Origin of the sequence: Bacillus cereus group sp. MYBK227-1 (assembly GCF_051916325.1) — a bacterium.
Classification (GTDB): domain Bacteria; phylum Bacillota; class Bacilli; order Bacillales; family Bacillaceae_G; genus Bacillus_A; species Bacillus_A cereus.
The window spans coordinates 156,732-182,596 of record NZ_JBQAGK010000003.1; the positions used below are offsets into that span (position 1 = coordinate 156,732).

Genomic DNA, 25,865 nt, shown 5'->3' on the forward strand with positions numbered 1-25,865 from the left:
ATGATTCGTGTGAAAGTATTTGATGAAAGTCACGAAAAAGACTTAGAAGACGCTGTGAATGTGTTTTTGAAAAAGATTGATGATAGCAACTTTGTAGATATTAAGTATCAAGTTGGTGTTTCTATTAACGACGATGAAAACCAAATTTATTGTTTTTCAGCAATGATCGTTTATAAAGCATAAAAAAGAGCTGGCTCACCCAGCTCTCTTTTATGTTTTATGTTGGGACAACATGTGTCGGTAATACGTTCATAATAGATTGGGTTGTGCCTAATTTCTTTGTCGTTAAAAGAGGCTCCCCTGTTTCATGGTTTTGGGCATCTTTACACATACCAAGGTGATAACGATCACCTAAAAATGGATCAATATAAAAACCGTTTTTGAATACTTTATCATTTGGATGTTTTTCATGGTGAATATCAGAGCAGTTAATGCAATAGAACATAGCGTTCAACCCCTTTTTATTTTGTTTGAAAAAAGTGAGTCGGTAGTCATTTCGCTCCTAAGGAAATGTTGAGGAGAAGAGAAATAACTACCTACTCAAATGGTGGGCATATTCCTTCTGATTTGTCATATCTCGCGTATTGTCCCTTGAGGGAAGGAGGAGAGACGAAGTACGCATGATATAAGTAAGGCGCTTCTTTCAATATGAATGATGGAGTTTCATGTTGAGAGAAGTTTTTATTTTGTATTGCCTTTGTGAGTATATTATGAGGAAATGCTAAGAGGGTGTTTGTCCTGTTGAAAAAATGTTGAGAATTTCTCAACAGTAAAAGAATTAGCGTTGACATGAAACTAAAAGGTGTTATATTATCAAAGTATAACCAAAAGGTGTTATGTTGTAACGCCGAGTAAAGGAGAATGAAAATGGAACAACAAGATACATTAAATGATATTAAACAAACAATCGTTTTTAACGCGTCTATTCAAAAGGTATGGAGTGTAGTATCAACTGCAGAAGGGATTGCGTCATGGTTTATGCCAAATGATTTTGTATTAGAGGTAGGACATGAATTTCATGTGCAATCACCATTTGGGCCATCACCATGTAAAGTATTAGAAATTGATGAACCAAACCATTTATCTTTCTCATGGGATACAGATGGCTGGGTTGTTTCATTTGATTTGAAAGACTTAGGAGATAACAAAACAGAATTTATGTTAATTCACGGCGGCTGGAAACATCCTGATGAAATTCTTCCGAAAGCAAATGCGAAGAGCTCTATTATTCGCGATAGAATGAGCGGTGGTTGGGTAGCGATTGTAAATGAAAAACTGAAAAAGGTTGTCGAAGGCTAAGTGTCCTCGTCAGCAGCGAAATATGATGTATTTCAAGCAATTGCTGATCCAACCCGCCGAGAAGTAATACGGTTATTAAGTGACAAAGAGTTACCGATTTCCAAAATAACGGATCATTTTCCGATGAGTCGTACTGCGGTTGTAAAGCACCTTCATATTCTTTCAGAAGCGAATTTAGTAAGTGGAAGAAAAAGCGGAAGAGAGAAGATATATCGTTTGCATCCAGAACCATTAGAAGAATTACAACAATGGCTCTCGTATTATGAACGTTTTTGGGATAATAAATTATCCATGCTGAAACATATTGTGGAGAATGAAGAATAAAAAGGATGACCAAAATGGTCATCCTTTTATTGTTGCTCACTTGTTTGTGTAGCTGGCTTTAATAAGAGCCAAGCGATAATTAATGTAAATACTGCTAATACGAAAGTGCTCATATAAATGACGTGTACGCTTGATGCTAATGCAGATTGCGATTCGGTTACTACGTTTGCTGTAGTACTGCCGTGTCCGCCAGATACAAGATCAAGGTTTTTAATACCACGTGCGTGAATCATCGTATTGAAGATTGTACCGAATATTGCAGCACCTAACGTTTGACTAAATGTATTAATAAATGTGTTTAAACCAACAGCTGTTCCGCGTGTATGAGCTGGTACAGCTGCTTGAATTGTTACCATGTAAATCGGTGTCACAAGCCCCATTCCTAAGCCGAATAATCCGACTGCTACATAAATAAGGAACGATGGTGAATTTGTTGATAGTGTAAATAATAAGAACGTAGCGACTGATAAAATGCTAGCTCCAAGTAAAATGATTTGTTTCGTTTTTAATTTGCCTACTAAGTTACCAGAGAAAATAGCGCCAAATGTCCACATAACAGGAATTGGCATTAAAATAAGTCCAGCTTCTGTAGCGTTTTTCCCTAATACACCTTGGCTCCAAATTGGAAGGTACATTGTAATACTAATAATCATTGCGCCAGCAATAAGAGTTAATATATTTATCGTAGATAATGTACGGTTAGAGAAAAGTGCTAGCGGAATTAATGGTTCCGGAGATTTCTTCTCGATGAATAAGAAAATAATAAATGAAATAGCGGCAAAGATTAATAGGCCGATAATTGTCATGTCTCCCCAGTTTTGCTTACTGCTACCTGTTAATAATGCATATAGTAGAGCGATTGTACTTAATGAGAAGACTGTTGCACCAAGATAATCGATATGATGCTTAGCAGGTTTAATAGATTCTTTGTAGTAAATTGCAATCATTAAGCAAGCGATAATTCCGAATGGAACGTTTAGGAAGAAAATATAACGCCAAGAAAGGGAATCAACTAAAAATCCACCTACTAACGGTCCGATAACACCGGATACACCCCAAACGGCACTCATCCAACCTTGTGCTTTCGCGCGGTCTTTCGCTTCGCTATATAAGTCTCCAATAATCGTCATTGTGATTGGCATAACAGCACCAGCACCGATACCTTGAAGCGCGCGGAAGAAGATTAATTGTTCCATCGATGTAACGACTCCGCAAAGTGCAGAACCGACTAAAAAGATTGTAGCTCCGATCAGTAAAACTTTTTTACGGCCAAATAAATCAGCGAGCTTTCCGTATATTGGAGTCGAAACAGCTGTTGCAAGCATATAAATTGCATATACCCAACTAACAAGTTCGACGCCTGACAAATCACTCGTTATACGAGGGATTGCTGTACTAACAATCGTTCCTTCTACCGCAGAAAGAAACGTCATTAACATTAAAGACATCATGACTTTTTTTCTCATTTGTTTTCCCCTTACCCTTTTTTAAATATTCAACAATATAAAATATAAAGGTACTAAGGTATATAAAGCAACAAAAAAGCAATGGGAAGTTAAGTGGAGCCTATATTTGTCGTTTCTTGTCGGTAAGTCGATATAAGTTGCAGAATCGCTGATAAATTTGGAAAATAGCCGATATAAGTTGCGGAATCGCTGATATATTTGTGGAATCGCTCATATAATTTCATGTACCTATAAAAAAAGAAACAGGAATCCCTGTTTCTTTTTTTAATACTGCATTTTCGCGTTTTCTCCAGCTGTCGTTCCGGCAATTCTACCAGTAACAAGGGCTGATGTAATATTATAGCCACCAGTATAACCATGAATATCAAGAACTTCTCCGCAGAAATATAAGCCGTTCGTAAATTTAGAAGACATTTCTTTCGGATTAATTTCTTTCACGGATACACCGCCGCCAGTAACGAATGCTTTTTCAATTGACTGCGTACCATTTACATTCACAGTAAACTCTTTAAAGTCTTTCACAAGTGCACGAATCTTTTCGTGAGAAACTTGTCCAGCTTGTTCGCTGCCGTCAATTTCATTTTTTTCTAATAAGAATAGGAAGTAACGTTCAGGAACATAACCTTTTAAAACGTTTTTAATTCCTTTTTTCGGATCTTCTTTCATTTGTTTCAGCATGCGCTGAAATAGTTGTTCACTATGTTCCTCTGGCAATGCATCAATACTCATTTGTATTGTATTCGTTTTAAACTTTTTCAGTGCTTTCACGACGAATTGGCTACAGCGAAGAGCAGCAGGTCCAGATAGGCCGAAATGAGTGAAGAGCATGTCCATTTTGTGAGAAATGATAGCTTTTCCTTTCGGATTTAATACACTTAAGTTTATATCACGTAAAGCAAGACCTTGTAATGAGCGGTCACGTATAAACGGCTCGTTTGAAAGGATAGGTACTTCTGTTGGGAATAATTCTGTGATTGTATGACCCGCTTTTTCAGCCCAAGCATATCCGTCTCCAGTAGATCCAGTTTGAGGAACTGATTTTCCGCCAACAGCGATAACGACGTGATTTGTTTCTAACACTTCGCCTGTTTGCAGTATAACTGCTTTTGTTTGACCATTTTCATATTCAATTGTTTCAACAGGCGTATTTGTACGAATTTTTACACCTAAGTCTTTTAATCGTGTTAAAAGTGCGTCTACAACAGATTGTGCTTTGTTTGACACAGGGAACATGCGACCGTGGTCTTCTTCTTTCAATTTAACACCGAGATTTTCGAAGAATGTAATAATATCTTCATTATTAAAAATAGAAAAAGCGCTGTATAAGAAGCGACCGTTTCCTGGTATATGTTTAACAATTTCATCAAGTGGTAGACGGTTCGTTACGTTACAGCGTCCGCCACCAGAAATTGCAAGTTTACGCCCAAGTTTATTTCCTTTATCAAGAAGTAAGACATTTGCGCCTTCTTCTGCAGCACCAATTGCAGCCATTAGCCCAGAAGGACCGCCGCCGATGACAATAACATCATAATGCATAATATATCGACCTCATTTTCTACATTTCCTGCCTAAAAGAATAGCATGTTTTCCCTTAAAAGAAAAATAGAGTGAAGTACTGCTTAATGAGAGAATTGTGGTACAATACAAAAGTTAGAGTTCAGCACTATCCTGCCATTTGTAGGCGATAAGACTAAAACCTCAAGATTTAGGAGAAGTAAATAGGGAGTCTGTTAGCCTGTAAATGCTCGAATGGTTCAACTAATAAGGAGTAGGAGAGAAGTCTCCAACTAATTATAGTTTCACTTTATGTAGATGTAGGAGGATTTTTGTATGTCCGATTCGAAATTTCTGCGCGGAACGCTTATTGTTACGCTAGGGACATTTTTAGTAAAGTTCTTAGGCATGATTTACGTCTTTCCGTTTCATGCATTAGTAGGAACAGAAGGCGGAACGCTCTATACATATGGATACATTCCATATACAATCTTTTTAAGTATCGCAACGGCAGGTGTGCCACTTGCTGTTTCAAAATTTGTTTCCAAATATAATGCGCTTGGCGATTATAAAACGAGCCGGAGAATGTTCCGCTCGGGAATGGTTATGATGATAGTAACAGGAGTTCTTTCGTTCCTAGTACTGTACATGACGGCGCCATTGTTTGCAGAAGCGATGCTTGGTAAACAAAGTATACACAATAATGTAGGAGAAGTTACGACGATCATTCGTCTTGTAAGCTTCGCGCTTATTGTTGTACCAGCAGCGAGTTTAATTCGTGGTTATTTCCAAGGTCACCAGTCTATGGGACCAACTACCGTTTCACAAATTATTGAACAAATTATTCGTATCGTCTTTTTATTAGCAGGTAGTTTTATCGTTATTAAAGTACTTGGCGGTACAGTTGCAACAGCAGTTGGAGTAGCGACATTTGCTGCGTTCGTTTCAGCGGTTGGAGCACTCGGTGTGTTAATTTGGTACTGGCTAAAACGTAAAAAATATTTGGATCAATATTTAATTGAACAAACTGTACCAGAATCAACAGTAAGCACCGTTCAATTGTTTAAAGAGTTATTTGCATATGCGATTCCTTACGTTGTAATTGGGTTAACAATTCCTTTATATCAACAAATTGATACATTGACATTTAACTCAATTATGCAGGCGATTGGTCAAGGTGATATCGCAGAGCGAGCTCTCGGTATTTTCACAATGTGGACGCATAAGTTAATTATGATTCCTGTATCACTTGCAACAGCGTTTAGTTTAACGCTTGTACCAGCAATCACAAAATCATTTACTGAAAAACAATACCGCTATTTGAAATTACAAATTACACAAACATTCCAGGCAAATATGTTTTTAACATTGCCAGCAGTTGTCGGTATTTCTTCACTTGCATATCCAATTTATACTGCGTTTTACGATTCAGATCCACTAGGTGGACAAGTATTAATGTGGTATGCACCAGTTGCGTTGTTATTCGCTTTATTTACAGTAACAGCAGCAATCCTGCAAGGTATTAACCAGCAGAAGCATGCGATTATTGCGCTTATAATGGGCGTTATTTTGAAATTTGTATGTAACGTAATCTTTATTCGTTATTTCGGTACAGTAGGAGCAATTCTAGCGACAGCAGTTGGTTTCTTAGCTTCTGTTTGGTACACAAATCAACAAATTAAAAAATACGCACACTATTCATTCGGTGTTGTATATAAAAGAACATTCCAAATTGCAGTACTGACACTTATAATGGTCGTTGCTGTAAAACTATCACAATGGATTCTATCCTTCATGATTTCGCCTGATGGCCGTATTGGTGCTCTTATAACAGTTGCGATTTGTGCAGGTATTGGCGGTCTTGTTTACGGATTGTTAGCAATTCGCACAGGAGTACTTGAAAGAGTATTTGGTGGAGAAGCATTAGATAAAATTCAACGTAAACTTGGTAGTAGATTTAAAATAAAGTTGAAATCAAGAGGGGCGTAATTACGTCCCCTTTTCTATGATAAATAAAGAAGGTGAAAAACGTGAGATTAGATAAATTATTAGCAAATATGGGATATGGAAGTAGAAAAGAAGTAAAGAAATTATTGAAAGATGGCGTTGTGAAAATTGATGGAACGCCAGTAAAAGATGCGAAAGTTCATGTAAATGTAGAAGAGCAAGAAGTTATGATTCACGGTGAAGTTGTGGAATACAAAGAATTTGTTTACTTAATGATGCATAAACCACAAGGTGTTATTTCAGCGACGGAAGATGATAATCATGAAACAGTAATAGATTTATTAGAATTAGAAGATGCAATCTTTGATCCGTTCCCAGTTGGACGACTTGATATCGATACGGAAGGCTTCTTATTGATAACAAATGATGGGAAGTTATCACATCAATTATTATCTCCGAAAAAGCATGTGCCGAAAAAATATTATGCACACGTTGCAGGAGTAGTAACAGAAGAGGATGTAAAAGAATTTGCTAAAGGTGTTATTTTAGACGATGGCTATGAAACAAAGCCAGGTGCACTTACAATATTGAAAAGCGATGATATTTCTGAAATTGAGCTTGTGATTACGGAAGGGAAATTCCATCAAGTGAAGCGTATGTTTGAAGCGGTAGGAAAAAAAGTAGTCTACCTAAAGAGAACAGAGATGGGTCCGTTAGTATTAGATGAAGAACTAGAACTTGGACAATACCGAGAGCTAACAGATGAAGAAGTAGAAATGTTAAAAACATATCAAGTAGATACTGAAAAGTAGTACCTTTATAGGCGCAGAAAAGACCCCTTTCTAATTATTAGAAAGGGGTATGTATTTATTTACCATACAATTATTTTTCGTTATGAGGTCATTCTCACTTTCTTTCCTGTTGTTGTCCACTTACCGCGGCAAGGGCTATACACGAGTTCATTAAACTGCAACACATTTAGATCACGTTGTATCGTTCGCGGTGTGATCCCGAACTCATCTACAAGGTCTTTCGTCGTTACCGTTCCGTTTTCATTGATGTACATATAAATTGATTTAATGCGTGTTAGCATACGAGTAGTTGTAGGTTTCAAGAGAAAACCACTCCTCTACTAGTTTTTTTGACCCCATTCAGGAAAGAAGGTCGTTACTACCATTGTACTCTACATGATAAAATTCATGCTTTAATCTACTTAAATTTTACAGAAATTTAACAAATATTCATATAGAAAAATATTGGTAGTTGACATTGTATATATGGTCAGTCAACTAACACATAAAATTCTACGTAAAACGCCAAATTCCTGCAAATTTTTTGGAAAAACAAAAGAAAAACTAATAAGAAATATCTGAAATATTACAATTGTTCGGTATTTAGTTTTCGTGTATGGCATAAGAGATTTCTGTTTGTTATGATGAAAGAAACAATATAGTGAAGGATGGATGCGTGATGTCAGCGATTAATTGGACAGAAGAAGTTGCAAAACGAAAAGATGATTTAATTCGTGATACACAACAATTTTTACAAATTAAAAGTGTATGGGAAGAAGAATCTGCGAAAGAGGGCGCACCATTCGGTGAAGGTGTAGAAAAAGCTCTATCTTTCATGTTACATAAAGGAGAAGCTGAAGGTTTTGCTTCTAAAAATTTAGAAGGATATGCAGGTCATCTTGAAATGGGACAAGGAGAAGAATTAGTAGGTATTCTTTGTCACGTTGACGTTGTACCAGAAGGAGATGGCTGGACGACTCCCGCATATAGTGCGAATATTCGCGATGGAAAGATTTTTGCACGTGGTGCAATTGACGATAAAGGCCCAACGATGGCAGCATATTATGCAATGAAAATTGTGAAAGAATTAGGCTTACCTCTTTCAAAACGTGTTCGTATGATTATAGGAACAGATGAGGAAAGCAATTGGAAATGTGTAGATCACTACTTTAAAAATGAAGAAATGCCAACAATTGGTTTTGCACCGGATGCAGACTTTCCAATTATTAATGCAGAAAAAGGAATTTCTGATATACAAGTTGTGCAAAATGGTAGTGAAGAGAAAAAAGGTACATATGAACTTGTTTCATTTGATTCAGGGCGCCGTTTAAATATGGTTCCTGATTTTGCAGAAGCAGTTATCACAGGAGAAGATGTAAATGCACTTACAGTAGCATATGAAGAGTATTTACAAACTGCTAAAAAAATAGGGAAATCGACTATAGAAGGAAATACAGTGACGTTGCAAATAGAAGGAATTTCAGCGCACGGATCTACTCCTGAAAAAGGAGAAAATGCAGGTTTATTATTAGCAAACTTCTTAACTACAGTTTCACTTGATGGAAAAGCAACTGCATTTGCGACATTTGCAACAGAAACATTTACTGGTGATATTTTTGGTGAAAAAGCTACTATTGCTTACAAAGATGAAATTAGCGGTCCGTTAACAGTGAATGTCGGTCGCATTTCTTATACGAAAGAAAACGGTGGTAACTTAGGGCTAAACGTACGTTACCCAGTTACAACTAACTTTGAAGAAACAATTGTGAAGTTGAAAGAATATGTTGGTACGCATGGTTTTGAAGTGGCTGACTATTCTAATTCTCGCCCACATCACGTCGATAAAGATCACGTATTAATCCGTACGTTACAACGTGTGTATGAAGAACAAACAGGTGAAAAAGCAGAACTATTAGCAATCGGCGGCGGTACTTATGCTCGTTCATTAAAAGCTGGTGTGGCATTTGGCCCGCTATTCCCTGGAAAAGAAGAACTTGCGCATCAAAAAGATGAGTATATCGAAATTGAAGACTTATTGAAAGCAACAGCAATTTACGCGCAAGCAATTCATGAATTAGCGAAGTAATGGATATATAAATAATGTCCGCTCTCTATTTTGGAGAGCGGCTTCTTTTTACCTGAATGAGATAAGAAAGAAAAGCAACAATAGAAAAGAAGGAGAAGATGTACATGGAACTGCATTATTTTGTCGCAATTACGTTACCGAATCATATAAAAGAAATGCTGTCTAACTATAAAGAGGATATGCAAGAGGAATTACAATTTCGTTCATGGGTACATAAAGAAGACTATCATATTACCCTTTCATTTTTAGGGAGTGCAACGGGGGAACAATTAGAGGGAATAAAGAATGGATTAAAAACAATTGCAGAAACAAAAGAACTATCGTTCACATTACAAGGTTTTTCAACGTTTGGTAGGGAAGATCAGCCTCGTATTTTTTGGGCGAAGGTAAGTGAGAATCACGATTTGTTTCAGTTGCAAAAGCAAATACATGCCATTTGTGAAGAAAATGGATTTTCTCTAGAAACACGCCCATATCACCCGCATATTACCGTTGCTCGTAAATGGATAGGAGAAGAAAAGTTTCGTTTAGAAAGTATAAAAGAAGTGCCTGAAATATCATTTCAAGCAGATACAATTACTTTATACGAATCCCACGTGAAAGAAACCCCGAAGTATAAATCGATTGCTGAAATAAAATTACAAAAATAGAATGTTGAAAACGTTTTTTATGCAGGTGAATATACTATAGAGAAGAATGGAGTTACTGTATAGAGTCTTGTTGATAAGAAAAGCCTTATCATTTGCAGCTCATTTTATCTCGCCTAATTGGTGAAGGCTAATAATAAGTGAGGATGGAGAAATTTTCTCGCTCATTAAAGTTTCACTTTATTTTAACTTTGAGAATGATGGTGATTTTTTTATGTTGAAAGTAAAACGTCCATTTGATGCCTATTTAGATGAAATGAATAAAATTACAATTTTGCTCCCACATGCGTATGGAACAAGTCGGACATTTCGTTTGCAAGAAGGAAGTAATGTGAAAGATTTACCGATTGCTCATACTATTGCGCTTCCAGATGCAACGAAGTATGAGTGCTTTATAGAAGAGCCGCTAGATGTGGGGAAGTATTATACAGTACGAGATGAACGGAATGAAGAAACTGATTTACAAATAGGTGCTGTTATTCGAACAAAAAGTTTCGATGAAAAGTATTATTACGAAGGTACAGATTTAGGTGCTGTTTATCAAAAAGAAGAAACGACATTTAAAGTATGGGCCCCAACTGCAAGGCTTGCGAAAGTAAGAATTTATAAGAGCGATAAAGAATATACCGATCATGAAATGTACAGGGGAGAAAACGGAGTTTGGATTCAAACATTACAAGGTGATTTAGACGGAGCACGCTATACATTTCTTGTTTGTATTAATTTAATATGGAACGAAGCTGTGGATCCTTATGCAAAGTCGGTGACGGTAAATGGAAAACATGGTGTTGTTATCAATTTAGAAAAAACCAATGTAACAAGACGAGAGGGATTACCAACATTACAATCAATGACAGATGCCATATTGTATGAACTGCATATTCGTGATGCGACTATACATCCAAATAGTGGAGTAATTCAAAAGGGAACATATAAAGGATTGATGGAAGAGGGAACAACAGGACGGAATGGGACATTAACAGGGTTGTCTCATATAAAAGATTTAGGTGTTACACATGTTGAACTATTACCTTTATATTGTTTCGGTGGTGTAGATGAGGCGAATCCTTCGTCCGCCTATAATTGGGGATATAATCCATTATATTACAATGCACCAACAGGATATTATGCTACAAACCCCTCTGATCCGTATAACAGGATAGTTGAGTGCAAACAACTAATTGAAACATTTCATGAACAAGGTATTAGGGTGATTATAGATGTTGTCTATAATCATGTTTATGAAAGAGAGCTATCATCATTTGAAAAGCTTGTTCCAGGATACTATTTTCGTCATGGTGAAGATGGTATGCCTTCTAATGGGACGGGAGTCGGAAATGATATAGCGTCTGAACGGAAAATGATGAGGAAATTCATTGTAGAGTCTATTTTATATTGGCTTACTGAATACAATGTCGATGGATTCCGATTCGACTTAATGGGAATTTTAGATGTTGATACAATGAATATGATAGAAAAAGAAGTGCGAAACATAAAACGAGATGCTTTGTTATTAGGAGAAGGATGGGATTTACAAACACCGCTTCCTGCCAAAGAAAAAGCAACGTTAAATAATGCGAAGAAAATGCCACATATCGCGCAGTTTAATGATCAATTTCGTGATGGGATAAAAGGGAGTACATTTCATATAAATAAGCGTGGTTTTGCATTTGGTGGGCATGTAGACTGTAATCATTTGCAGTATATTGCAGCAGGAAGTCTTTTAAGTATGAAAGAAACAGGGCTGTTTCTAGAGCCAGCGCAAAGCATTAACTATGTAGAATGTCATGATAATATGACGATGTGGGATAAACTAGTGCGCAGTAATGAAGAATCAGAAACGATTTTGAAAAAACGTCACCTGTTAGCGAGCGCAATGGTTATTCTTTCACAAGGCATCCCTTTCTTACACGCAGGGCAAGAGTTTTATCGTACGAAGAAAGGAAATGAAAATAGTTATAATGCAAATGATGAGATCAATCAATTAGATTGGGATCAAAAAGAGAAAGAGATAGAGACTGTTAACTATATAAAAGGTTTAATTGCGATTCGTAAAGAGCATGGGGCATTCCGATTACAAAGCGCAGACCTTATAAAAAAACATATGACTTTTTTACAAACATCTACAGAAGTACTTGCATATCACCTAGAGCATGTAGAAACGTTTGGGCCATGGAAAGAGATTATCGTCTTATTTAATAGCGGTTTAGAAGCTAAAACTGTGCAACTTCCGAAAGAAGCAACGTGGCATGTGTTAGTAAACGAAAACGAAGCGAAAATAGAGCCAATTTCTTCATTTAGAGGAAAGGAACTTAAGCTCGCTCCAATTAGCACGTATATATTGACGATAATGTGACAAATCGCTACTTGACGATGAGAATGTAATAAATGTAGAATTGACAAAGGTGACGATTTTGATAAGTTGTCATTCTATGACAGGTTTTGTAAAATAAAATAGAGGATTTTTGGCTTAGGCTAATTTTTCTTTTCATTTACAGTAAAATATATGAATCCACAACATGTGTAGAAATGTTGCGGTTTTTCTTTTCATAACTATAAAAGATAAGGATTTGTTAACGGGTAATGAATATGGAATGGTTGGAACAATTATTAGGAAAAGAGTGGAGTCTTGTACCGGCTGGTGGAGTAACGGGCGATGCATATATTGCGCAAAACGGACAACAGAAGTTATTTTTAAAGCGGAATACATCGCCCTTTTTAGCGGTATTGTCAGCAGAAGGAATTGTTCCAAAATTACTTTGGACAAGAAGGGTAACGAATGGTGATGTAATTTCTGCTCAAAAATGGCTTCCGGGACAGAAGCTAGAGCCAGAGGATATGAAACTAGAACGTGTTGCGAAACTTTTGAAGAAAATACACTCCTCTAAAGCGCTTGTACAGATGATTCAAAGACTTGGGAAGCAGCCGCTTCACGCACAAGAGTTATTACAACAACTGCAACTCGTTTTAAGAGGAGATATAAGGGATGATGAAACAATTCAGCAAGGCCTTCAATATTTAATGGATTCATTAAAAGCTATTGAATACAATGAATTCGTTGTATGCCATTGTGATGTAAATCATAACAACTGGCTATTGTCGGATGAAGATGAATTGTTTTTAATTGATTGGGATGGAGCTGTAATTGCTGACCCAGCTCTAGACCTCGGTATGTTATTATATTGGTACATTCCGCGCCAGGAATGGAGTGAGTGGCTCGGTTACTATGATATTGAAATGGATGAATCGCTGCTTAGGCGTATGAGATGGTATGTGATAGCACAAACGATTTTGTCTATTCAATGGCATACAACAAAAAAACAGCAAGCAGAAGCTGAATATTGGCATCAATATTTACAGCAACTACTTGCTTCAGAATGATACTTAAGAAAAATTGTCCATTCCAGCAATCCACTGAGTAAGTTGTTCTTGATTATTGGAAATATGGTTGTCCAAATTAGAGGAAGATTTACCCGATTGACTATAAGAATATACATCGTTTAGCATTGTTTTAGCGTCACTACTTATATTATCGTTTGCGAGTAACGATTGAATGAGGCGCTCTAATTGCTCGCATTCTGAAACTGTCCCGCAGCAATCACTTTGGTGGTTGACTAAAATATCTTTCAGCACTTCTAATTGATGTTGTTGATTAATTGGCATGAACGGATCATCCTTTCGATTGTTTTTCTCTTCAAATGTAAGAGAAAAAGCTGTTTCGTCATGGAATGTTTAATGCTGTATGTAGTTTTTATCAAAATGGTACATCTTATACTTGAAAGAAACGGACCGAGTGCTCGTACGTACTTGGTTTTTTGTTTGGTAGATTGATTAGAAAAGAAAGAAGGAATTATTCCTTTAAAATAGCTATGTAAAGAGAGGGAAACATCTATGCGTTTAAGACATAAACCGTATGCAATGGATCGAATTAATGAATATTCACATATCGTAATCGGAAACCCAGAGGAGCGCGCTGGTAGCTGGAAAGAAGTATTTGGAAACGAACAACCAATTCACATTGAAGTAGGTACAGGTCGTGGCCGCTTCATGTATGATATGGCGAAAGCGAATCCACATATTAATTATATTGGAATTGAAAAATTCACAAGTGTTGTTGTAGATGCACTTGATAAATTAATTGAAGAAGAATTACCAAACTTAAAGTTAATTAATAAAGATGCTGAAGATTTAACAGTTTTCTTTGCGAAAGGTGAAATTGATCGCGTTTATTTAAACTTCTCAGATCCATGGCCAAAGAAACGTCATACGAAGCGTCGTTTAACGTATAAAACATTTTTACGTAATTACGAAGAAGTGTTAGTAGAAGGCGGAGAAATTCATTTCAAAACAGATAACCAAGGTTTATTTGAATATTCTCTTATGAGTATGGCTGAGTATGGTATGTTACTAACGTACTTAAGCTTAGATCTTCATAACAGCGACTTTGAAGGTAACATCATGACTGAATACGAAGAGAAATTCTCTAGTAAAGGTCATCGTATTTACCGAGTTGAAGCAAAATATCGTACAGAGCCTATGCAGTAATGCGTAGGTTTTTTTACACCTAAAATAATCAGAATTTTATGCTAAGATTAATTAAAAAGGGGGATGTGTAATGGAACAGTTACAAATTGGAGATATAAAAGTAACGTGGTTAAAAGGCGGGAATACACATTTAGATGGAGGAGCAATGTTTGGAGTCGTGCCGAAAGTACTTTGGTCACGTAAATATAAACATAATGATACAAATCATATTTATTTACGAACAGATCCGTTACTTTTGCAAACAAAAGATGGAAATATGCTCATTGATTCCGGGATAGGAAACGGTAAGTTGAATGAGAAGATGAAACGCAATCAAGGTGTAACAGAAGAATCATCGGTTTATGAATCATTAGAAAAATTAGGATTAAAGCCTGAAGATATCGACTACGTCTTGATGACACATCTTCATTTTGATCATGCATCTGGTCTAACAAAATGGGAAGATGATCACCTTGTACCGGCATTTCCAAATGCGAAAGTTTACGTAAGTGAAACAGAATGGAATGAAATGAGAAGTCCAAATATTAGATCACGTAATACATATTGGAAGGAAAATTGGGAGCCAATTGTAGATCAAGTTGTTACGTTCCAGCAAGAAATAGAAATTACAGATGAAATCAAGATGGCACATACGGGTGGGCATAGTGATGGACATGCAGTCATCATTTTGGAGAGTCAAGGGGAAACGATGCTACATTTAGCAGATCTCTTGCCGACGCACGCGCATCAAAATGTATTATGGGTAATGGCATACGATGATTATCCGATGACCTCGATTGAAAATAAGCAAAAGTGGATGAAGTATGGTGCTGAAAAAGAGGCATGGTTTACGTTTTACCATGACGCATATTATCGAGCTGTGAAGTGGAATGAGGAAGGTCATATCGTAGAAAAAATAGAACGGAAAACGAGTATAGAAGCATAAAAATAGGAGGTTGTTCCATCATATTTATTGGAGCAGCTTCTTTTTTATTGTCGGGTTTTGTCGGTAAGTCGATATATTTAAAAAATCGCTGATATAATTTTAATCAATACCCGCAATTTCAAAAAAATAAGAGGTTCACCTAATGGGAACCCTCCGTTTTATGCTGCTATAACCTCTAAAACAGTACCTGTTTTAGCATCAACTAAAAATTCAAATCGTTCTTGTATATCATTTAACATCGTTGTAAGACCGCCGCGATAAACTTCATATGCGACATCATATTTTTCAAATGTCTCTGGAACCATATGTACCCAAGAGCCAGTAATTTCACCTTTATGACTTAATGCTTGTTTCACCATTTTCAATGCTTTTTCTGAAGAAATATGGGATTGTTCTTGTACTTTGTTTGCAACGAGATAACCAGCTGCGAACCCAACGCCAAGACCTGCTACTAAACCTTTCCAGCTCATATATTCACCTCAATTCTATAAAATAAAAATAGTGTACCGATAATAATTATAAAGCAAATACAGCTAAAAAAGAAGAAACTAGAAACATTTCGAAAATTTCGTTACAATAAAAGAGGTATTCTACTAAGGTTTGAAAGAAGGGGACTTCGTGAATAAAGAGACATTACAATTATTTCGTACGTTAACAGAATTACAAGGTGCATCAGGTTTTGAACATGATGTACGCCGTTTTATGAAACAAGAATTAAGCAAATATGCGGATGAAATTGTACAAGACGGTTTAGGTAGCGTATTTGGTCTGAAAAAAGGGGACGAAACTGGCCCACGTGTTCTTGTAGCAGGTCATATGGATGAAGTAGGTTTCATGGTTACGCAAATTACGAAAAACGGAATGCTTCGTTTTCAAACGTTAGGCGGCTGGTGGAGCCAAGTTTTATTAGCACAGCGTGTACAAGTTATGACGAAGAATGGTCCTGTTATTGGGGTTGTTGGTTCTATTCCTCCTCATTTATTAAGTGACGCGCAACGTGCAAAACCGATGGATATAAAAAATATGTTAATTGATATAGGTGCAGATAGTTATGAAGATGCGATTGAAATTGGTGTAAAACCAGGACAACAAATCGTGCCGATCTGCCCGTTTACACCGATGGCAAATGAGAAGAAAATTATGGCGAAAGCTTGGGACAACCGTTACGGATGTGGTCTTGCAATCGAATTGTTAAAAGAATTAAAAGACGAAACATTACCAAATACATTATATTCTGGTGCTACTGTACAAGAAGAAGTAGGTCTTCGCGGAGCGCAAACCGCTGCAAATATGATTCAACCAGACATTTTCTATGCGCTTGATGCAAGTCCAGCAAACGATGCATCTGGTGACAAAACACAGTTCGGTCAATTAGGAAAAGGTGCTCTTCTTCGTATTTACGATCGCACGATGGTAACACATAGAGGAATACGCGAATTCATTTTAGATACAGCAGAAACAAACAACATTCCGTACCAATACTTTATTTCACAAGGTGGTACAGATGCGGGCCGTGTACATACAAGTAACTCTGGTATCCCATCAGCAGTAATTGGTGTTTGTGCGCGCTACGTTCATACACATGCTTCAATTTTACATGTTGATGATTATGCAGCGGCGAAAGAATTAATTACGAAGCTTGTAAGAACAACAGATAAAACGACGTTAGAGACAATTAAGAATAACGCGTAGAGAGGAAGAAGGGCTGAAGAGCCTTTCTTTTTTTAGCTTGAATAGATGACCCATCCATGAGTGGGAGCGGTCAGTGCCTAATTGGTGCTCGAATGGTGTATTAAGACCCTAGATAGGAAAAGAGAGGAAGGCTGTTTTTGTTTTTGAAGACGGTAATGTTGCTAGAAAAAACCTTCTTTTTTAGGCTGAATAGATGACCCAGCGATGAGTGGGAGCGGTCAGTGCTTAATTGGTGTTCGAATGATGTATGAAGACTCCAAGTAGGAAGTGAGAGGAAGGCTGTTTTTGTTTTTGAAGACGGTAATGTTGTTAGAAAAAACCTTCTTTTTTTAGCTTGAATAGATGCCCCATCCATGAGTGGGAATGGTCAGTGCTTAATTGGTGTTCGAATGATGTATGAAGACCCCAAGTAGGAAGTGAGAGGAAGGCTGTTTTTGTTTTTGAAGACGGTAATGTTGCTAGAAAAAACCTTCTTTTTTAGGCTGAATAGATGACTTGGTGATATGTGGTAGTGGTTGATGCTTAATTCGTATCTGATAGGGATATTAGAATAGAATGATGAATTTTTATAGAGGTGAACGAAATGAAAGTAGTAGTAGGATCAAAGAATAAAACGAAGGTTGGCGCTGTGGAGAAGGTTTGGAAAGATGCTGAAATTACATCTCTTTCTGTTCCGTCAGGAGTATCAGCTCAGCCTTTCTCAGATGAAGAGACGATGCAAGGAGCGATTAATAGAGCGAAGCGAGCGCTAGAGGAAGGAGAAGCTCCAATTGGTATTGGGCTAGAAGGCGGCGTAATGAAAACGGAGCACGGTTTATTTATGTGTAACTGGGGCGCGCTAGCAACAATGGATGGGAAAGTATTTGTGGCCGGAGGAGCGCGTATTACGTTACCAGACGATTTTTTAGCACCTCTTGAAGATGGTAAGGAATTAAGCGAAGTGATGGAAGAGTTTGTGCAGCGAAAAGATATTCGTAGTCACGAAGGTGCTATCGGTATTTTTACAGATGATTATGTCGACCGCACGGAATTATTTGTACACGTTGTTAAGTTGTTAGTTGGGCAATATAAGTATGACAAAAAGCAAGCATAAACCTTGCACCGTGCGCGATGTATGGTAGTATAAAAGAAAGATTATAACATGAAAAATGCACCCGTTAGAGGAGGAAATATAGATGAAGTCATTAGAAAGCATGGAGCAATTCCAACAGTTAAAAAATGAAGAGAATGTAGTCTTTATGTTCTCAGCAGAATGGTGCCCAGACTGCCGCTTTGTAGATCCATTTATGCCAGAAGTAGAAGAGAAATATAGTGATTTCTCATTTTACTATGTAGATCGTGATGAGTTTATTGATCTATGTGTAAAATTAGACGTATTTGGCATTCCGAGCTTTGTAGCGTACAATAAAAGTGAAGAAACTGGTCGCTATGTAAACAAAGATCGTAAAACACAAGAACAAATCGAAGAGTTCATTGAAGGTTTAAAATAAGGCAATTTGCCAATTGAATTGTAAAACAACCTCTACCTTCGCGGGGGAGGTTATTTTTTTGGAAGGGAGGAAAAAAGAGATGAAGATGACAAGTAAAAAGATGAAAGATGAGTTAATAAAGAAATTATCTCGCCCAGAATGGGACTTTCAGTATGATAGTGAGAAAGAAGTTTTACGTATTGAACAAAAAGACTCCAAAAAAGGTATTAACGTATCGCTTCCAGGAGTTGTGGCAAAATGGGAAGTGAACAAGGAAAAGGCAATTGAAGAAGTTGCTTATTACGTACAAGAAGCGCTAATTGCGATGCATAAAGAAGAAAATAGCGGAGCGAAAATTTTACCTGTTATTCGCTCTACTTCTTTCCCGAAACAAGCAGAAGAAGGAAATCCGTTTATTATGACGGATCATACGGCAGAAACACGTATTTACTACGCGCTAGATTCGAATAAAACGTATCGACTAATCGATGAGCGTCTATTACAAAAATTAGAACTTACAGAACAGCAAGTGCGTGAAATGGCATTATTCAACGCACGCTCATTAGGTTATGAATTTAAACAAGACACAGTAGCGGGTAATACATTCTACTTTTTAAACACAAATGATGGGTATGACGCGACTCGTATTTTAAACGAATCGTTACTACAATCGATGCGTGAAAAGATTTCTGGTGACATGGTTGTTGCTGTTCCTCACCAAGATGTATTAATTATTGCTGATATCGTCAACGAAATCGGTTATGATATTATTGCACAAATGACAATGAAATTTTTTGCCGAAGGGCATGTTCCGATTACATCACTTTCATTCGTATATGAAGATGGAGAATTTGAACCAATCTTTATTTTAGCGAAAAATCGGAAGAAGACAGATGGAAAAGAGAAAGGATGAACGAAGTGAACGTTTTTTACAACCTTGAAGGAATTGGTGACACTTTAATTGTTGCCTTACAAGATATTACTTTAGAGAACCGTACTTTTGATCGCAAAGGAGATGTTGCACGCGTATATGATCGTGAAAGCAATGTAACAGCAGGATTCAACATCTTTAATGCATCTTCTTACTTAGAAGTAAAAGAAACAGGCAACCTTACATTAACGAAAGAGCTTGTAGAGAAAATCAACGAAATTTTAGCGAAGAATGGCTTTGAAGAAACAGTAGAAGCAGATCTTTCTCCGAAATTTGTTGTAGGCTATGTAGCTGAAAAAGAAAAGCATCCAAATGCTGACAAGCTAAACATCTGTAAAGTAGAAATCGGTACAGAAACATTACAAATCGTATGTGGCGCACCAAACGTTGATGCAGGACAAAAAGTTGTCGTTGCAAAAATTGGTGCTGTAATGCCAAGTGGTATGTTAATTAAACCAGCAGAACTTCGCGGTGTTCCTTCTTCTGGAATGATCTGCTCTGCACGTGAATTAGAGCTTCCAGATGCTCCACAAGAAAAAGGTATTCTTGTATTAGAAGATAGCTTTGAAGTTGGACAAGAGTTTAAATTTTAATTGATATAAGAAAAGAGAGGTTGTCCTTTTGGGCAGCCTCTCTTTTTGTTTTGTCATTTTTTGTTGGTAAGTCGATATTCCGTGTCGAATCGTTGATATATGTAGAGTTACGATAGATATATTTGAAAAATCGTTGATATATGTAGAGTTACGATAGATATATTTGAAAAATCGTTGATATATGTAGAGTTGTGACAGATATATTCAAAAAATCATTCATATTATAAGGATGTCACCTTTTTTCTTAAAATCTATATTGTATTTTATAAACAAACTAGTTAAAATTTAGAAAAATAGAAGGGGATAGACGTATGAAACAACAAATAAAAATCGCAGAACTTCTAAAACGAATTGAAACTTCAAAACAGCAAGATATTGAGCTAGGTACTTATGAAATATATGTGTTTAGTGAAAGTGAATTAGAAAAAGGACAAATCGGTTACCGATACGATAAACATAAAAATTCATTAATAAGTGAAGAAAACGGAAAGTGGCAAGAAGGATGGATTACAATTGGATATGAAACGGATATGGGCGATCCAGTTTTCGTAAATATAGATGATGACGCTTATCCGGTTTATACTGCAGAACGTGGTACAGAAAAATGGCAGCCAGTTTATATTGGAAATATGGATGAGATTATAGGGCAATTATAAGAAAAACTTTGAATCTGGTGCAAAGTGATGGGAGAGAAGTATGAAGTATATAAAAATAATGAGCATGATTGCATTCATTGGAATATATATGGCCGGTTGTTCACAAGAGCAGCCGAAAAAAGAAACTACATCTTCTATACAAGAGAAAAACAAAGATACCAAAGAAGACGCACCGGTAGAAAAGCAGCAAGAACAAGAAAAGAATGAAGAGTCACAAGCAATTCAAACGAATGAGCAAGTAGAACATAAGCAAGAGGAAGTATCATCTGAGGAAAAGAAAGAAGAAACTACGCCAGTACAGCCAACTGAGCAACCAGTGCAAAATAATGAACAAAAAGTAGAGGGTAATGAAAAACAAGAGAAGTTTCTCGTCGTTATTGATCCAGGACATCAACAAAAAGCGAATTTAAATTTAGAGCCAATTGGACCAGGGGCAACAACGCAAAAATATAAAGTGACAGACGGTACAACAGGTGTTGTGACGAAAAAGAGAGAGGCTGTACTTGTATTAGAAATGGCTTTTTTATTAAAAGAAAAGCTTGAAGCAAAAGGGATACAAGTATTAATGACGAGAACATCACAAGACGTTGATATAAGTAATAAAGAACGGGCGACATTCGCAAATAATCATAAGGCGAATTTATTTTTACGTCTTCATGCAGATGGTTCTGAAAATCCAAACGAAAGTGGGTTTGCTGTATTGACGCCGGCAGAAGGAAGTCCGTATACGAAAGAGATTTATGCGGAAAGTCTTCAAATCTCTCAAATGATTGTAAATAAAATGAGGGAGAACCAGCAAGTAAAAGTAAATGGAATTAAATTTCGGGATGATCTTTCTGGATTTAATTGGGCAAAGGTTCCTGGTGTGTTATTAGAACTTGGGTTTATGTCAAACCATGAAGAAGATAAAAAATTATCTGACCCGCAGTATGTAAATTCTTTATTGCAAAGTGTAACGGATAGTATAGATGCATATCGGAAGAGTAAAGCTTAAGCGCAGTCTTACATGAAAGGCTGCGTTTTTTCATATGAAACACTCGTAAATTAGAATATTGTGGATAAATATGACATGCTTAATTTTACCTGCACTTTTTGCCGAATGCTGATACAATAAAGGATGTTACTATTTAGTAGAAAGAGTGGTAAGCATGTTAGATTGGATGAAAAAGCTGTTTAACAAAGAGGAAGAACAAACAGCGATGAATAAAGAAGTACCAAAGCAAATTGAAAGTCAGCCGAAAATTCCTCGTGTAAACCACTACACTGAAGCAAGAGAAGCACAAATGGCAAGTAGGAATGCAGGTAAATGCCGTTTTCCTTTAGTACCGGATAATGGGTTCGATGAAGAGGATGAAAGCGAAGTAAATCGCTTCGAAGAACAACCTATTCAAGGAGTAACATATGAAGAACCTACTGCCCAAAGAGGAATAAAGGTGGAAAGAAGCAGACGACCGTATGTGGAAAAGGTAGTTTCTACATATGAAGAGCCGGAAGTGCAATATGAACCGGTGCGGGAGTCTGTCGTTAAAAAGGCATCTGCACCTTCGCAAGAGAGTAACCGTAGACCATTTCGTCCAACAGAAATGATTTCGCCAATTTATGGATATAATCGTCCTTCAGTAGAGAAAAAGGAAGAAAAGCAGGAGGAAGTAAAGGAAAGAGAAGACCTTGAAATATCTGTAGAGGGTAAATCAGTCGTTGATGCATGGTTAGAGAAAAAAGGATATAAATTATCTGATTTCTCAGAAGGACAAGCACCAACTTCTTCTAGTCATAGAGCTGCTAACCAGCAAGGAGAGCAACAATATGAAGAGAATAAAAAGGAAGAAAAGTCAGTAGTTGATCAATGGCTAGAGAAAAACGGTTATGAAATCGAACGCCAAGTAGTGCCTTTAGTAGAAGAAAAAGAAGTGATTCAAGAAATGAGTACACCGCAGGAAGTTTCAGCGGATGAATTACTTCATAAAACAGTAGCTGAGCAGATGGAAAGTGCTAAGCTAGAAAAAGATGTAGTGGTGTTAAACGAAAACAATCTACAAGAAGAATTAGTAGCTTCTAAAGTAGAGCACGAGGATACAATATTATCAGAAGAAATTAAACGTAACACAGAAATAAAACAACCTACTATTGAAGTAGAAAAGCAAGCTCCAGAAGAATCAGTGATTGTCAAAGCAGAAGAAAAACTTGAAGAAACAATCATTGTGGAAATACCAGAAGAAGTGTCAAAAGTAGAAGTAATTGCAGAAACGGAAGAGCTTGAAGAAGTAGTTATGGAAACAGAGGCACCTGAAGAAGTGGAAGCAGAAGGGTCAGAAGAAGTGGAAGTAATTGCGGAAACGGAAGAGCTTGAAGAAGTAGTTATGGAAACAGAGGCACCTGAAGAAGTGGAAGCAGAAGGGTCAGAAGAAGTGGAAGTAATTGCAGAAACAGAAGAGTCAGAAGAAGTGGAAGTAATTGCGGAAGCGAAAGAGTCAGAAGAAGTGGAAGTAATTGCAGAAACAGAAGAGTCAGAAGAAGTGGAAGTAATTGCGGAAGCGAAAGAGCTAGAAGAAGTGGAAGTAATTGCGGAAGCAGAAGAGTCAGAAGAAGTGGAAGTAATTGCGGAAGCGAAAGAGCTAGAAGAAGTGGAAGTAATTGCGGAAGCAGAAGAAACAGAAGTGATTGCAGAAACAAAAGCGCCTGTAGTAGAGACATTTGTAGCACTTGAGGAAATTCAGCAAGAAGATGAAGCAATTGAACAAAAGAGTGAATTCATACATGTTGCTGAGGCTGATGAACAAACGAAGAAAGATGTTCAAAGCTTTGCGAATGTTTTAATTGCAGAAACAGAGGAAAATAGACGAGTTGTAGAAGAAGCACAGGTTGCAGAAGAGCAACGAGTTGTAGAAGAAGCGCCAGTCGTAGAAGAGCAACGAGTTGTAGAAGAAACACCAATCGCAGAAGAGCAACCAGTTGTACAAAAAGAAGAACCAAAACGTGAGAAAAAGCGCCATGTACCATTTAATGTTGTTATGTTGAAACAAGATAGAACACGATTAATGGAAAGACATGCAGCTAGAGCAAATGCAATGCAGCCTTCTGCTAATGTACGAGTAGAGAATAAGCCAGTACAACAAGAGGTAGCAGAACCACAAGTGGAAGAACGCCCAGTGCAGCAAGTAGTAGCAGAACCACAAGTGGAAGAAAACCCAATGCAGCAGGTGGTAGTAGAACCACAAGTGGAAGAACGTCCAGTGCAGCAGGTGGTAGTAGAACCACAAGTGGAAGAGCGCCCAGTGCAGCAGGTGGTAGTAGAACCACAAGTGGAAGAGCGCCCAGTGCAGCAAGTAGCAGAACCACAAGTGGAAGAACCACAAGTGGAAGAACGCCCAGTGCAGCAAGTAGTAGCAGAACCACAAGTGGAAGAGCAACCAATGCAGCAAGTAGTGGTAGAGCAAGTACAAAAGCCAATTTCAAGTACGGAAGTACAAGAGAAAGCATATGTTGTAAATCAAAGAGAGAACGATATGCGAAATGTATTGCATACACCACCGACATATACTGTTCCACCATTAGCGCTGTTGTCGATTCCACAGCAATCAGCGTTAGATAATACAGAATGGTTAGAGGAGCAGAAAGAATTATTAGATACAACGTTTAATAATTTTCACGTTGGCGCACATGTTATTAATGTATCGCAAGGGCCAGCGGTAACTCGTTTTGAAGTACAGCCAGACCCAGGTGTGAAAGTAAATAAAATTACAAACTTAAGTGATGATATTAAGTTAAGTTTAGCTGCGAAAGATATTCGTATTGAAGCGCCGATTCCAGGGAAGAGTGCAATTGGAATTGAAGTTCCAAATAAAGAAAGCAAGCCAGTATTTCTTCGCGAAATTTTAAGAAGTCCTGTATTCACAAAGAGTGAATCACCGCTTACTGTTGCGCTTGGACTTGATATTTCAGGGGACCCAATTGTAACGGATATTCGAAAAATGCCGCACGGACTTATTGCGGGTGCAACGGGTTCAGGTAAAAGTGTGTGTATTAACGCGATTTTAACGAGTATTTTATATAAAGCGAAACCACATGAAGTGAAGTTAATGTTAATTGATCCGAAGATGGTTGAGCTTGCACCATACAATTCTGTTCCGCATCTTGTAGCACCTGTTATTACGGATGTAAAAGCAGCGACAGCTGCATTAAAATGGGCAGTTGAGGAAATGGAACGCCGTTATGAATTGTTTGCACACGCAGGTGCTCGTGATTTAACTCGCTACAATACGATTGTAAGTGAGCGAGAAATTCCAGGAGAGACATTACCTTATATCGTTATTGTCATTGACGAGTTAGCCGATTTAATGATGGTAGCACCTGGTGATGTTGAGGAAGCGATTTGTCGTATTGCGCAAAAAGCACGTGCTTGTGGTATTCATTTATTAGTAGCGACGCAGCGTCCATCTGTAGATGTTATTACAGGTTTAATTAAGTCAAACATTCCAACGCGTATTGCGTTTACTGTATCATCTCAAGTTGATTCGCGTACGATTATTGATATTGGGGGCGCGGAGAAATTACTTGGCCGTGGTGATATGTTATTCTTAGGGAACGGTACATCTAAACCAGTTCGTGTACAAGGTGTATACGTATCGGATGATGAGATTGAAAAAACAGTTGATCATGTGAAAAAGCAAATGAAGCCGAATTACTTATTTAAGCAAGAGGATTTATTAGCGAAAACAGAGCAAGCTGAGTCGGAAGACGAATTGTTCCTTGATGCATGTCAATTTGTTGTAGAACAAGGGGGAGCGTCCACATCTTCTGTACAGCGAAAATTCCGCATCGGTTATAATCGCGCGGCACGTCTCATTGAAGAGATGGAATCGCAAGGAATTATTTCTGAAGGTAGAGGAACGAAACCGAGAGATGTCCTTATTTCTGAGGATGAATTTGCCGCTATGCAGGAAACAAATGTATAGTAAACGGTTTTGCTGTATACTAAGAGAAAATGTTGGATAGTAAAG

General features: G+C 37.4%; 25 protein-coding genes. 19 read left to right on the forward strand and 6 right to left on the reverse strand.

Going from position 1 to position 25,865, the window contains the following annotated elements; all coding sequences use genetic code 11:
* A complete protein-coding gene (locus tag ACTFRM_RS14055; RefSeq protein ID WP_000621751.1) occupies window positions 1-183 on the forward strand; it encodes a sporulation protein Cse60 in 183 nt (60 codons plus the stop codon).
* A 34-nt stretch (window positions 184-217) separates the two neighbouring features.
* Here ACTFRM_RS14055 and ACTFRM_RS14060 read toward each other — a convergent pair whose 3' ends face one another.
* Window positions 218-445: a DUF3973 domain-containing protein gene (locus tag ACTFRM_RS14060; protein WP_000498989.1), complete on the reverse strand. Its 228-nt coding sequence runs from the start codon at window positions 443-445 to the stop codon at window positions 218-220.
* 422 nt (window positions 446-867) lie between these two features.
* Between ACTFRM_RS14060 and ACTFRM_RS14065 the strand changes: the two genes are divergently transcribed.
* Together ACTFRM_RS14065 and ACTFRM_RS14070 are read left to right on the forward strand one after the other, a co-directional pair.
* Window positions 868-1,299, forward strand: a complete 432-nt coding sequence (locus ACTFRM_RS14065; protein WP_322372330.1) for an SRPBCC family protein — start codon at window positions 868-870, stop codon at window positions 1,297-1,299.
* A complete protein-coding gene (locus ACTFRM_RS14070) occupies window positions 1,300-1,623 on the forward strand; it encodes an ArsR/SmtB family transcription factor (protein ID WP_000098837.1) in 324 nt (107 codons plus the stop codon).
* A 26-nt stretch (window positions 1,624-1,649) separates the two neighbouring features.
* On the opposite strand, the gene ACTFRM_RS14075 is transcribed toward ACTFRM_RS14070, so the two are convergent.
* Both ACTFRM_RS14075 and ACTFRM_RS14080 read right to left on the reverse strand, forming a co-directional pair.
* Window positions 1,650-3,089 (reverse strand): MDR family MFS transporter, encoded by a 1,440-nt coding sequence (locus ACTFRM_RS14075; protein ID WP_322372331.1) that lies wholly within the window; start codon window positions 3,087-3,089, stop codon window positions 1,650-1,652.
* 264 nt (window positions 3,090-3,353) lie between these two features.
* A complete protein-coding gene (locus tag ACTFRM_RS14080) occupies window positions 3,354-4,625 on the reverse strand; it encodes an NAD(P)/FAD-dependent oxidoreductase (RefSeq protein WP_440043416.1) in 1,272 nt (423 codons plus the stop codon).
* A gap of 294 nt (window positions 4,626-4,919) precedes the next feature.
* Between ACTFRM_RS14080 and ACTFRM_RS14085 the strand changes: the two genes are divergently transcribed.
* Together ACTFRM_RS14085 and ACTFRM_RS14090 are read left to right on the forward strand one after the other, a co-directional pair.
* Window positions 4,920-6,572, forward strand: coding sequence for a putative polysaccharide biosynthesis protein (locus ACTFRM_RS14085; protein ID WP_001284028.1), 1,653 nt, complete (start codon window positions 4,920-4,922; stop codon window positions 6,570-6,572).
* Window positions 6,573-6,613: 41 nt separating this feature from the next.
* On the forward strand, window positions 6,614-7,342 hold the full coding sequence (locus tag ACTFRM_RS14090; protein WP_001234947.1) for a pseudouridine synthase: 729 nt from the start codon (window positions 6,614-6,616) through the stop codon (window positions 7,340-7,342).
* Window positions 7,343-7,422: 80 nt separating this feature from the next.
* On the opposite strand, the gene ACTFRM_RS14095 is transcribed toward ACTFRM_RS14090, so the two are convergent.
* Window positions 7,423-7,644 (reverse strand): DeoR family transcriptional regulator, encoded by a 222-nt coding sequence (locus tag ACTFRM_RS14095; RefSeq protein WP_000805512.1) that lies wholly within the window; start codon window positions 7,642-7,644, stop codon window positions 7,423-7,425.
* Window positions 7,645-8,000: 356 nt separating this feature from the next.
* Between ACTFRM_RS14095 and pepV the strand changes: the two genes are divergently transcribed.
* The 4 genes from pepV to ACTFRM_RS14115 all read left to right on the forward strand — a co-directional run bounded on the left by pepV (window position 8,001) and on the right by ACTFRM_RS14115 (window position 13,435).
* A complete protein-coding gene (gene pepV / locus ACTFRM_RS14100) occupies window positions 8,001-9,407 on the forward strand; it encodes a dipeptidase PepV (protein ID WP_017656274.1) in 1,407 nt (468 codons plus the stop codon).
* A 104-nt stretch (window positions 9,408-9,511) separates the two neighbouring features.
* Complete coding sequence (gene thpR / locus ACTFRM_RS14105; RefSeq protein ID WP_000418986.1) at window positions 9,512-10,057, forward strand: RNA 2',3'-cyclic phosphodiesterase; 546 nt, start codon at window positions 9,512-9,514, stop codon at window positions 10,055-10,057.
* A gap of 211 nt (window positions 10,058-10,268) precedes the next feature.
* Complete coding sequence (gene pulA, locus ACTFRM_RS14110) at window positions 10,269-12,410, forward strand: type I pullulanase (protein ID WP_000921751.1); 2,142 nt, start codon at window positions 10,269-10,271, stop codon at window positions 12,408-12,410.
* Between the two features lie 227 nt (window positions 12,411-12,637).
* Window positions 12,638-13,435 carry a phosphotransferase family protein gene (locus ACTFRM_RS14115; protein ID WP_001986674.1) on the forward strand — a complete coding sequence of 266 codons (798 nt, stop codon included), beginning with the start codon at window positions 12,638-12,640 and terminating at the stop codon, window positions 13,433-13,435.
* A gap of 3 nt (window positions 13,436-13,438) precedes the next feature.
* Here the strand turns inward: ACTFRM_RS14115 and ACTFRM_RS14120 are convergent, their stop codons facing one another.
* Entirely contained in the window at window positions 13,439-13,717 is a 279-nt protein-coding gene (locus ACTFRM_RS14120) for a YtzH-like family protein (protein WP_001122235.1), read from the reverse strand.
* A 228-nt stretch (window positions 13,718-13,945) separates the two neighbouring features.
* Here ACTFRM_RS14120 and trmB point away from each other — a divergent pair, with 228 nt between their 5' ends.
* Together trmB and ACTFRM_RS14130 are read left to right on the forward strand one after the other, a co-directional pair.
* Window positions 13,946-14,599, forward strand: a complete 654-nt coding sequence (gene trmB / locus ACTFRM_RS14125; protein ID WP_001239385.1) for a tRNA (guanosine(46)-N7)-methyltransferase TrmB — start codon at window positions 13,946-13,948, stop codon at window positions 14,597-14,599.
* A 70-nt stretch (window positions 14,600-14,669) separates the two neighbouring features.
* The gene (locus ACTFRM_RS14130; protein ID WP_000436852.1) at window positions 14,670-15,524 is read left to right on the forward strand and encodes a YtnP family quorum-quenching lactonase; all 855 of its coding nucleotides are present in this window, start codon (window positions 14,670-14,672) and stop codon (window positions 15,522-15,524) included.
* A gap of 158 nt (window positions 15,525-15,682) precedes the next feature.
* Here ACTFRM_RS14130 and ACTFRM_RS14135 read toward each other — a convergent pair whose 3' ends face one another.
* Window positions 15,683-15,994 carry a PepSY domain-containing protein gene (locus tag ACTFRM_RS14135; protein ID WP_000118543.1) on the reverse strand — a complete coding sequence of 104 codons (312 nt, stop codon included), beginning with the start codon at window positions 15,992-15,994 and terminating at the stop codon, window positions 15,683-15,685.
* 148 nt (window positions 15,995-16,142) lie between these two features.
* On the opposite strand from ACTFRM_RS14135, the gene ACTFRM_RS14140 reads away from it, so the two are divergent.
* From ACTFRM_RS14140 to ACTFRM_RS14175, 8 genes are all read left to right on the forward strand, one after another.
* On the forward strand, window positions 16,143-17,216 hold the full coding sequence (locus ACTFRM_RS14140; RefSeq protein ID WP_001031514.1) for a M42 family metallopeptidase: 1,074 nt from the start codon (window positions 16,143-16,145) through the stop codon (window positions 17,214-17,216).
* Between the two features lie 583 nt (window positions 17,217-17,799).
* Entirely contained in the window at window positions 17,800-18,309 is a 510-nt protein-coding gene (locus tag ACTFRM_RS14145; RefSeq protein ID WP_000869940.1) for a DUF84 family protein, read from the forward strand.
* A gap of 82 nt (window positions 18,310-18,391) precedes the next feature.
* The gene (locus ACTFRM_RS14150; RefSeq protein WP_440043417.1) at window positions 18,392-18,706 is read left to right on the forward strand and encodes a thioredoxin family protein; all 315 of its coding nucleotides are present in this window, start codon (window positions 18,392-18,394) and stop codon (window positions 18,704-18,706) included.
* Window positions 18,707-18,785: 79 nt separating this feature from the next.
* Complete coding sequence (locus ACTFRM_RS14155; RefSeq protein WP_000784588.1) at window positions 18,786-19,598, forward strand: DUF1444 domain-containing protein; 813 nt, start codon at window positions 18,786-18,788, stop codon at window positions 19,596-19,598.
* Window positions 19,595-20,209 carry a YtpR family tRNA-binding protein gene (gene ytpR, locus ACTFRM_RS14160; RefSeq protein WP_001006770.1) on the forward strand — a complete coding sequence of 205 codons (615 nt, stop codon included), beginning with the start codon at window positions 19,595-19,597 and terminating at the stop codon, window positions 20,207-20,209. The genes ACTFRM_RS14155 and ytpR overlap by 4 nt, the downstream gene beginning before the upstream one ends.
* 311 nt (window positions 20,210-20,520) lie before the next feature.
* Window positions 20,521-20,865, forward strand: coding sequence for a hypothetical protein (locus ACTFRM_RS14165; protein ID WP_000813166.1), 345 nt, complete (start codon window positions 20,521-20,523; stop codon window positions 20,863-20,865).
* A gap of 40 nt (window positions 20,866-20,905) precedes the next feature.
* Window positions 20,906-21,859, forward strand: coding sequence for an N-acetylmuramoyl-L-alanine amidase (locus ACTFRM_RS14170; protein ID WP_440043418.1), 954 nt, complete (start codon window positions 20,906-20,908; stop codon window positions 21,857-21,859).
* Window positions 21,860-22,013: 154 nt separating this feature from the next.
* Window positions 22,014-25,820 (forward strand): DNA translocase FtsK, encoded by a 3,807-nt coding sequence (locus tag ACTFRM_RS14175; protein ID WP_440043419.1) that lies wholly within the window; start codon window positions 22,014-22,016, stop codon window positions 25,818-25,820.
* Window positions 25,821-25,865 lie beyond the last annotated feature (45 nt).

Excerpts from the sequence above, each read along its gene's own strand:
- ACTFRM_RS14145 (WP_000869940.1), top strand. The coding sequence starts at position 17,800 with ATGAAAGTAGTAGTAGGATCAAAGAATAAAACGAAGGTTGGCGCTGTG.
- ACTFRM_RS14135 (WP_000118543.1), bottom strand. The coding sequence starts at position 15,994 with ATGAGCTGGAAAGGTTTAGTAGCAGGTCTTGGCGTTGGGTTCGCAGCT.
- ACTFRM_RS14080 (WP_440043416.1), bottom strand. The coding sequence starts at position 4,625 with ATGCATTATGATGTTATTGTCATCGGCGGCGGTCCTTCTGGGCTAATG.
- ACTFRM_RS14130 (WP_000436852.1), top strand. The coding sequence starts at position 14,670 with ATGGAACAGTTACAAATTGGAGATATAAAAGTAACGTGGTTAAAAGGC.
- ACTFRM_RS14065 (WP_322372330.1), top strand. The coding sequence starts at position 868 with ATGGAACAACAAGATACATTAAATGATATTAAACAAACAATCGTTTTT.
- ACTFRM_RS14060 (WP_000498989.1), bottom strand. The coding sequence starts at position 445 with ATGTTCTATTGCATTAACTGCTCTGATATTCACCATGAAAAACATCCA.
- ACTFRM_RS14120 (WP_001122235.1), bottom strand. The coding sequence starts at position 13,717 with ATGCCAATTAATCAACAACATCAATTAGAAGTGCTGAAAGATATTTTA.
- pepV (WP_017656274.1), top strand. The coding sequence starts at position 8,001 with ATGTCAGCGATTAATTGGACAGAAGAAGTTGCAAAACGAAAAGATGAT.
- ytpR (WP_001006770.1), top strand. The coding sequence starts at position 19,595 with ATGAACGAAGTGAACGTTTTTTACAACCTTGAAGGAATTGGTGACACT.
- pulA (WP_000921751.1), top strand. The coding sequence starts at position 10,269 with ATGTTGAAAGTAAAACGTCCATTTGATGCCTATTTAGATGAAATGAAT.
- ACTFRM_RS14075 (WP_322372331.1), bottom strand. The coding sequence starts at position 3,089 with ATGAGAAAAAAAGTCATGATGTCTTTAATGTTAATGACGTTTCTTTCT.
- ACTFRM_RS14115 (WP_001986674.1), top strand. The coding sequence starts at position 12,638 with ATGAATATGGAATGGTTGGAACAATTATTAGGAAAAGAGTGGAGTCTT.
- ACTFRM_RS14170 (WP_440043418.1), top strand. The coding sequence starts at position 20,906 with ATGAAGTATATAAAAATAATGAGCATGATTGCATTCATTGGAATATAT.
- ACTFRM_RS14150 (WP_440043417.1), top strand. The coding sequence starts at position 18,392 with ATGAAGTCATTAGAAAGCATGGAGCAATTCCAACAGTTAAAAAATGAA.
- ACTFRM_RS14085 (WP_001284028.1), top strand. The coding sequence starts at position 4,920 with ATGTCCGATTCGAAATTTCTGCGCGGAACGCTTATTGTTACGCTAGGG.
- ACTFRM_RS14165 (WP_000813166.1), top strand. The coding sequence starts at position 20,521 with ATGAAACAACAAATAAAAATCGCAGAACTTCTAAAACGAATTGAAACT.
- trmB (WP_001239385.1), top strand. The coding sequence starts at position 13,946 with ATGCGTTTAAGACATAAACCGTATGCAATGGATCGAATTAATGAATAT.
- thpR (WP_000418986.1), top strand. The coding sequence starts at position 9,512 with ATGGAACTGCATTATTTTGTCGCAATTACGTTACCGAATCATATAAAA.
- ACTFRM_RS14155 (WP_000784588.1), top strand. The coding sequence starts at position 18,786 with ATGAAGATGACAAGTAAAAAGATGAAAGATGAGTTAATAAAGAAATTA.
- ACTFRM_RS14175 (WP_440043419.1), top strand. The coding sequence starts at position 22,014 with ATGTTAGATTGGATGAAAAAGCTGTTTAACAAAGAGGAAGAACAAACA.
- ACTFRM_RS14055 (WP_000621751.1), top strand. The coding sequence starts at position 1 with ATGATTCGTGTGAAAGTATTTGATGAAAGTCACGAAAAAGACTTAGAA.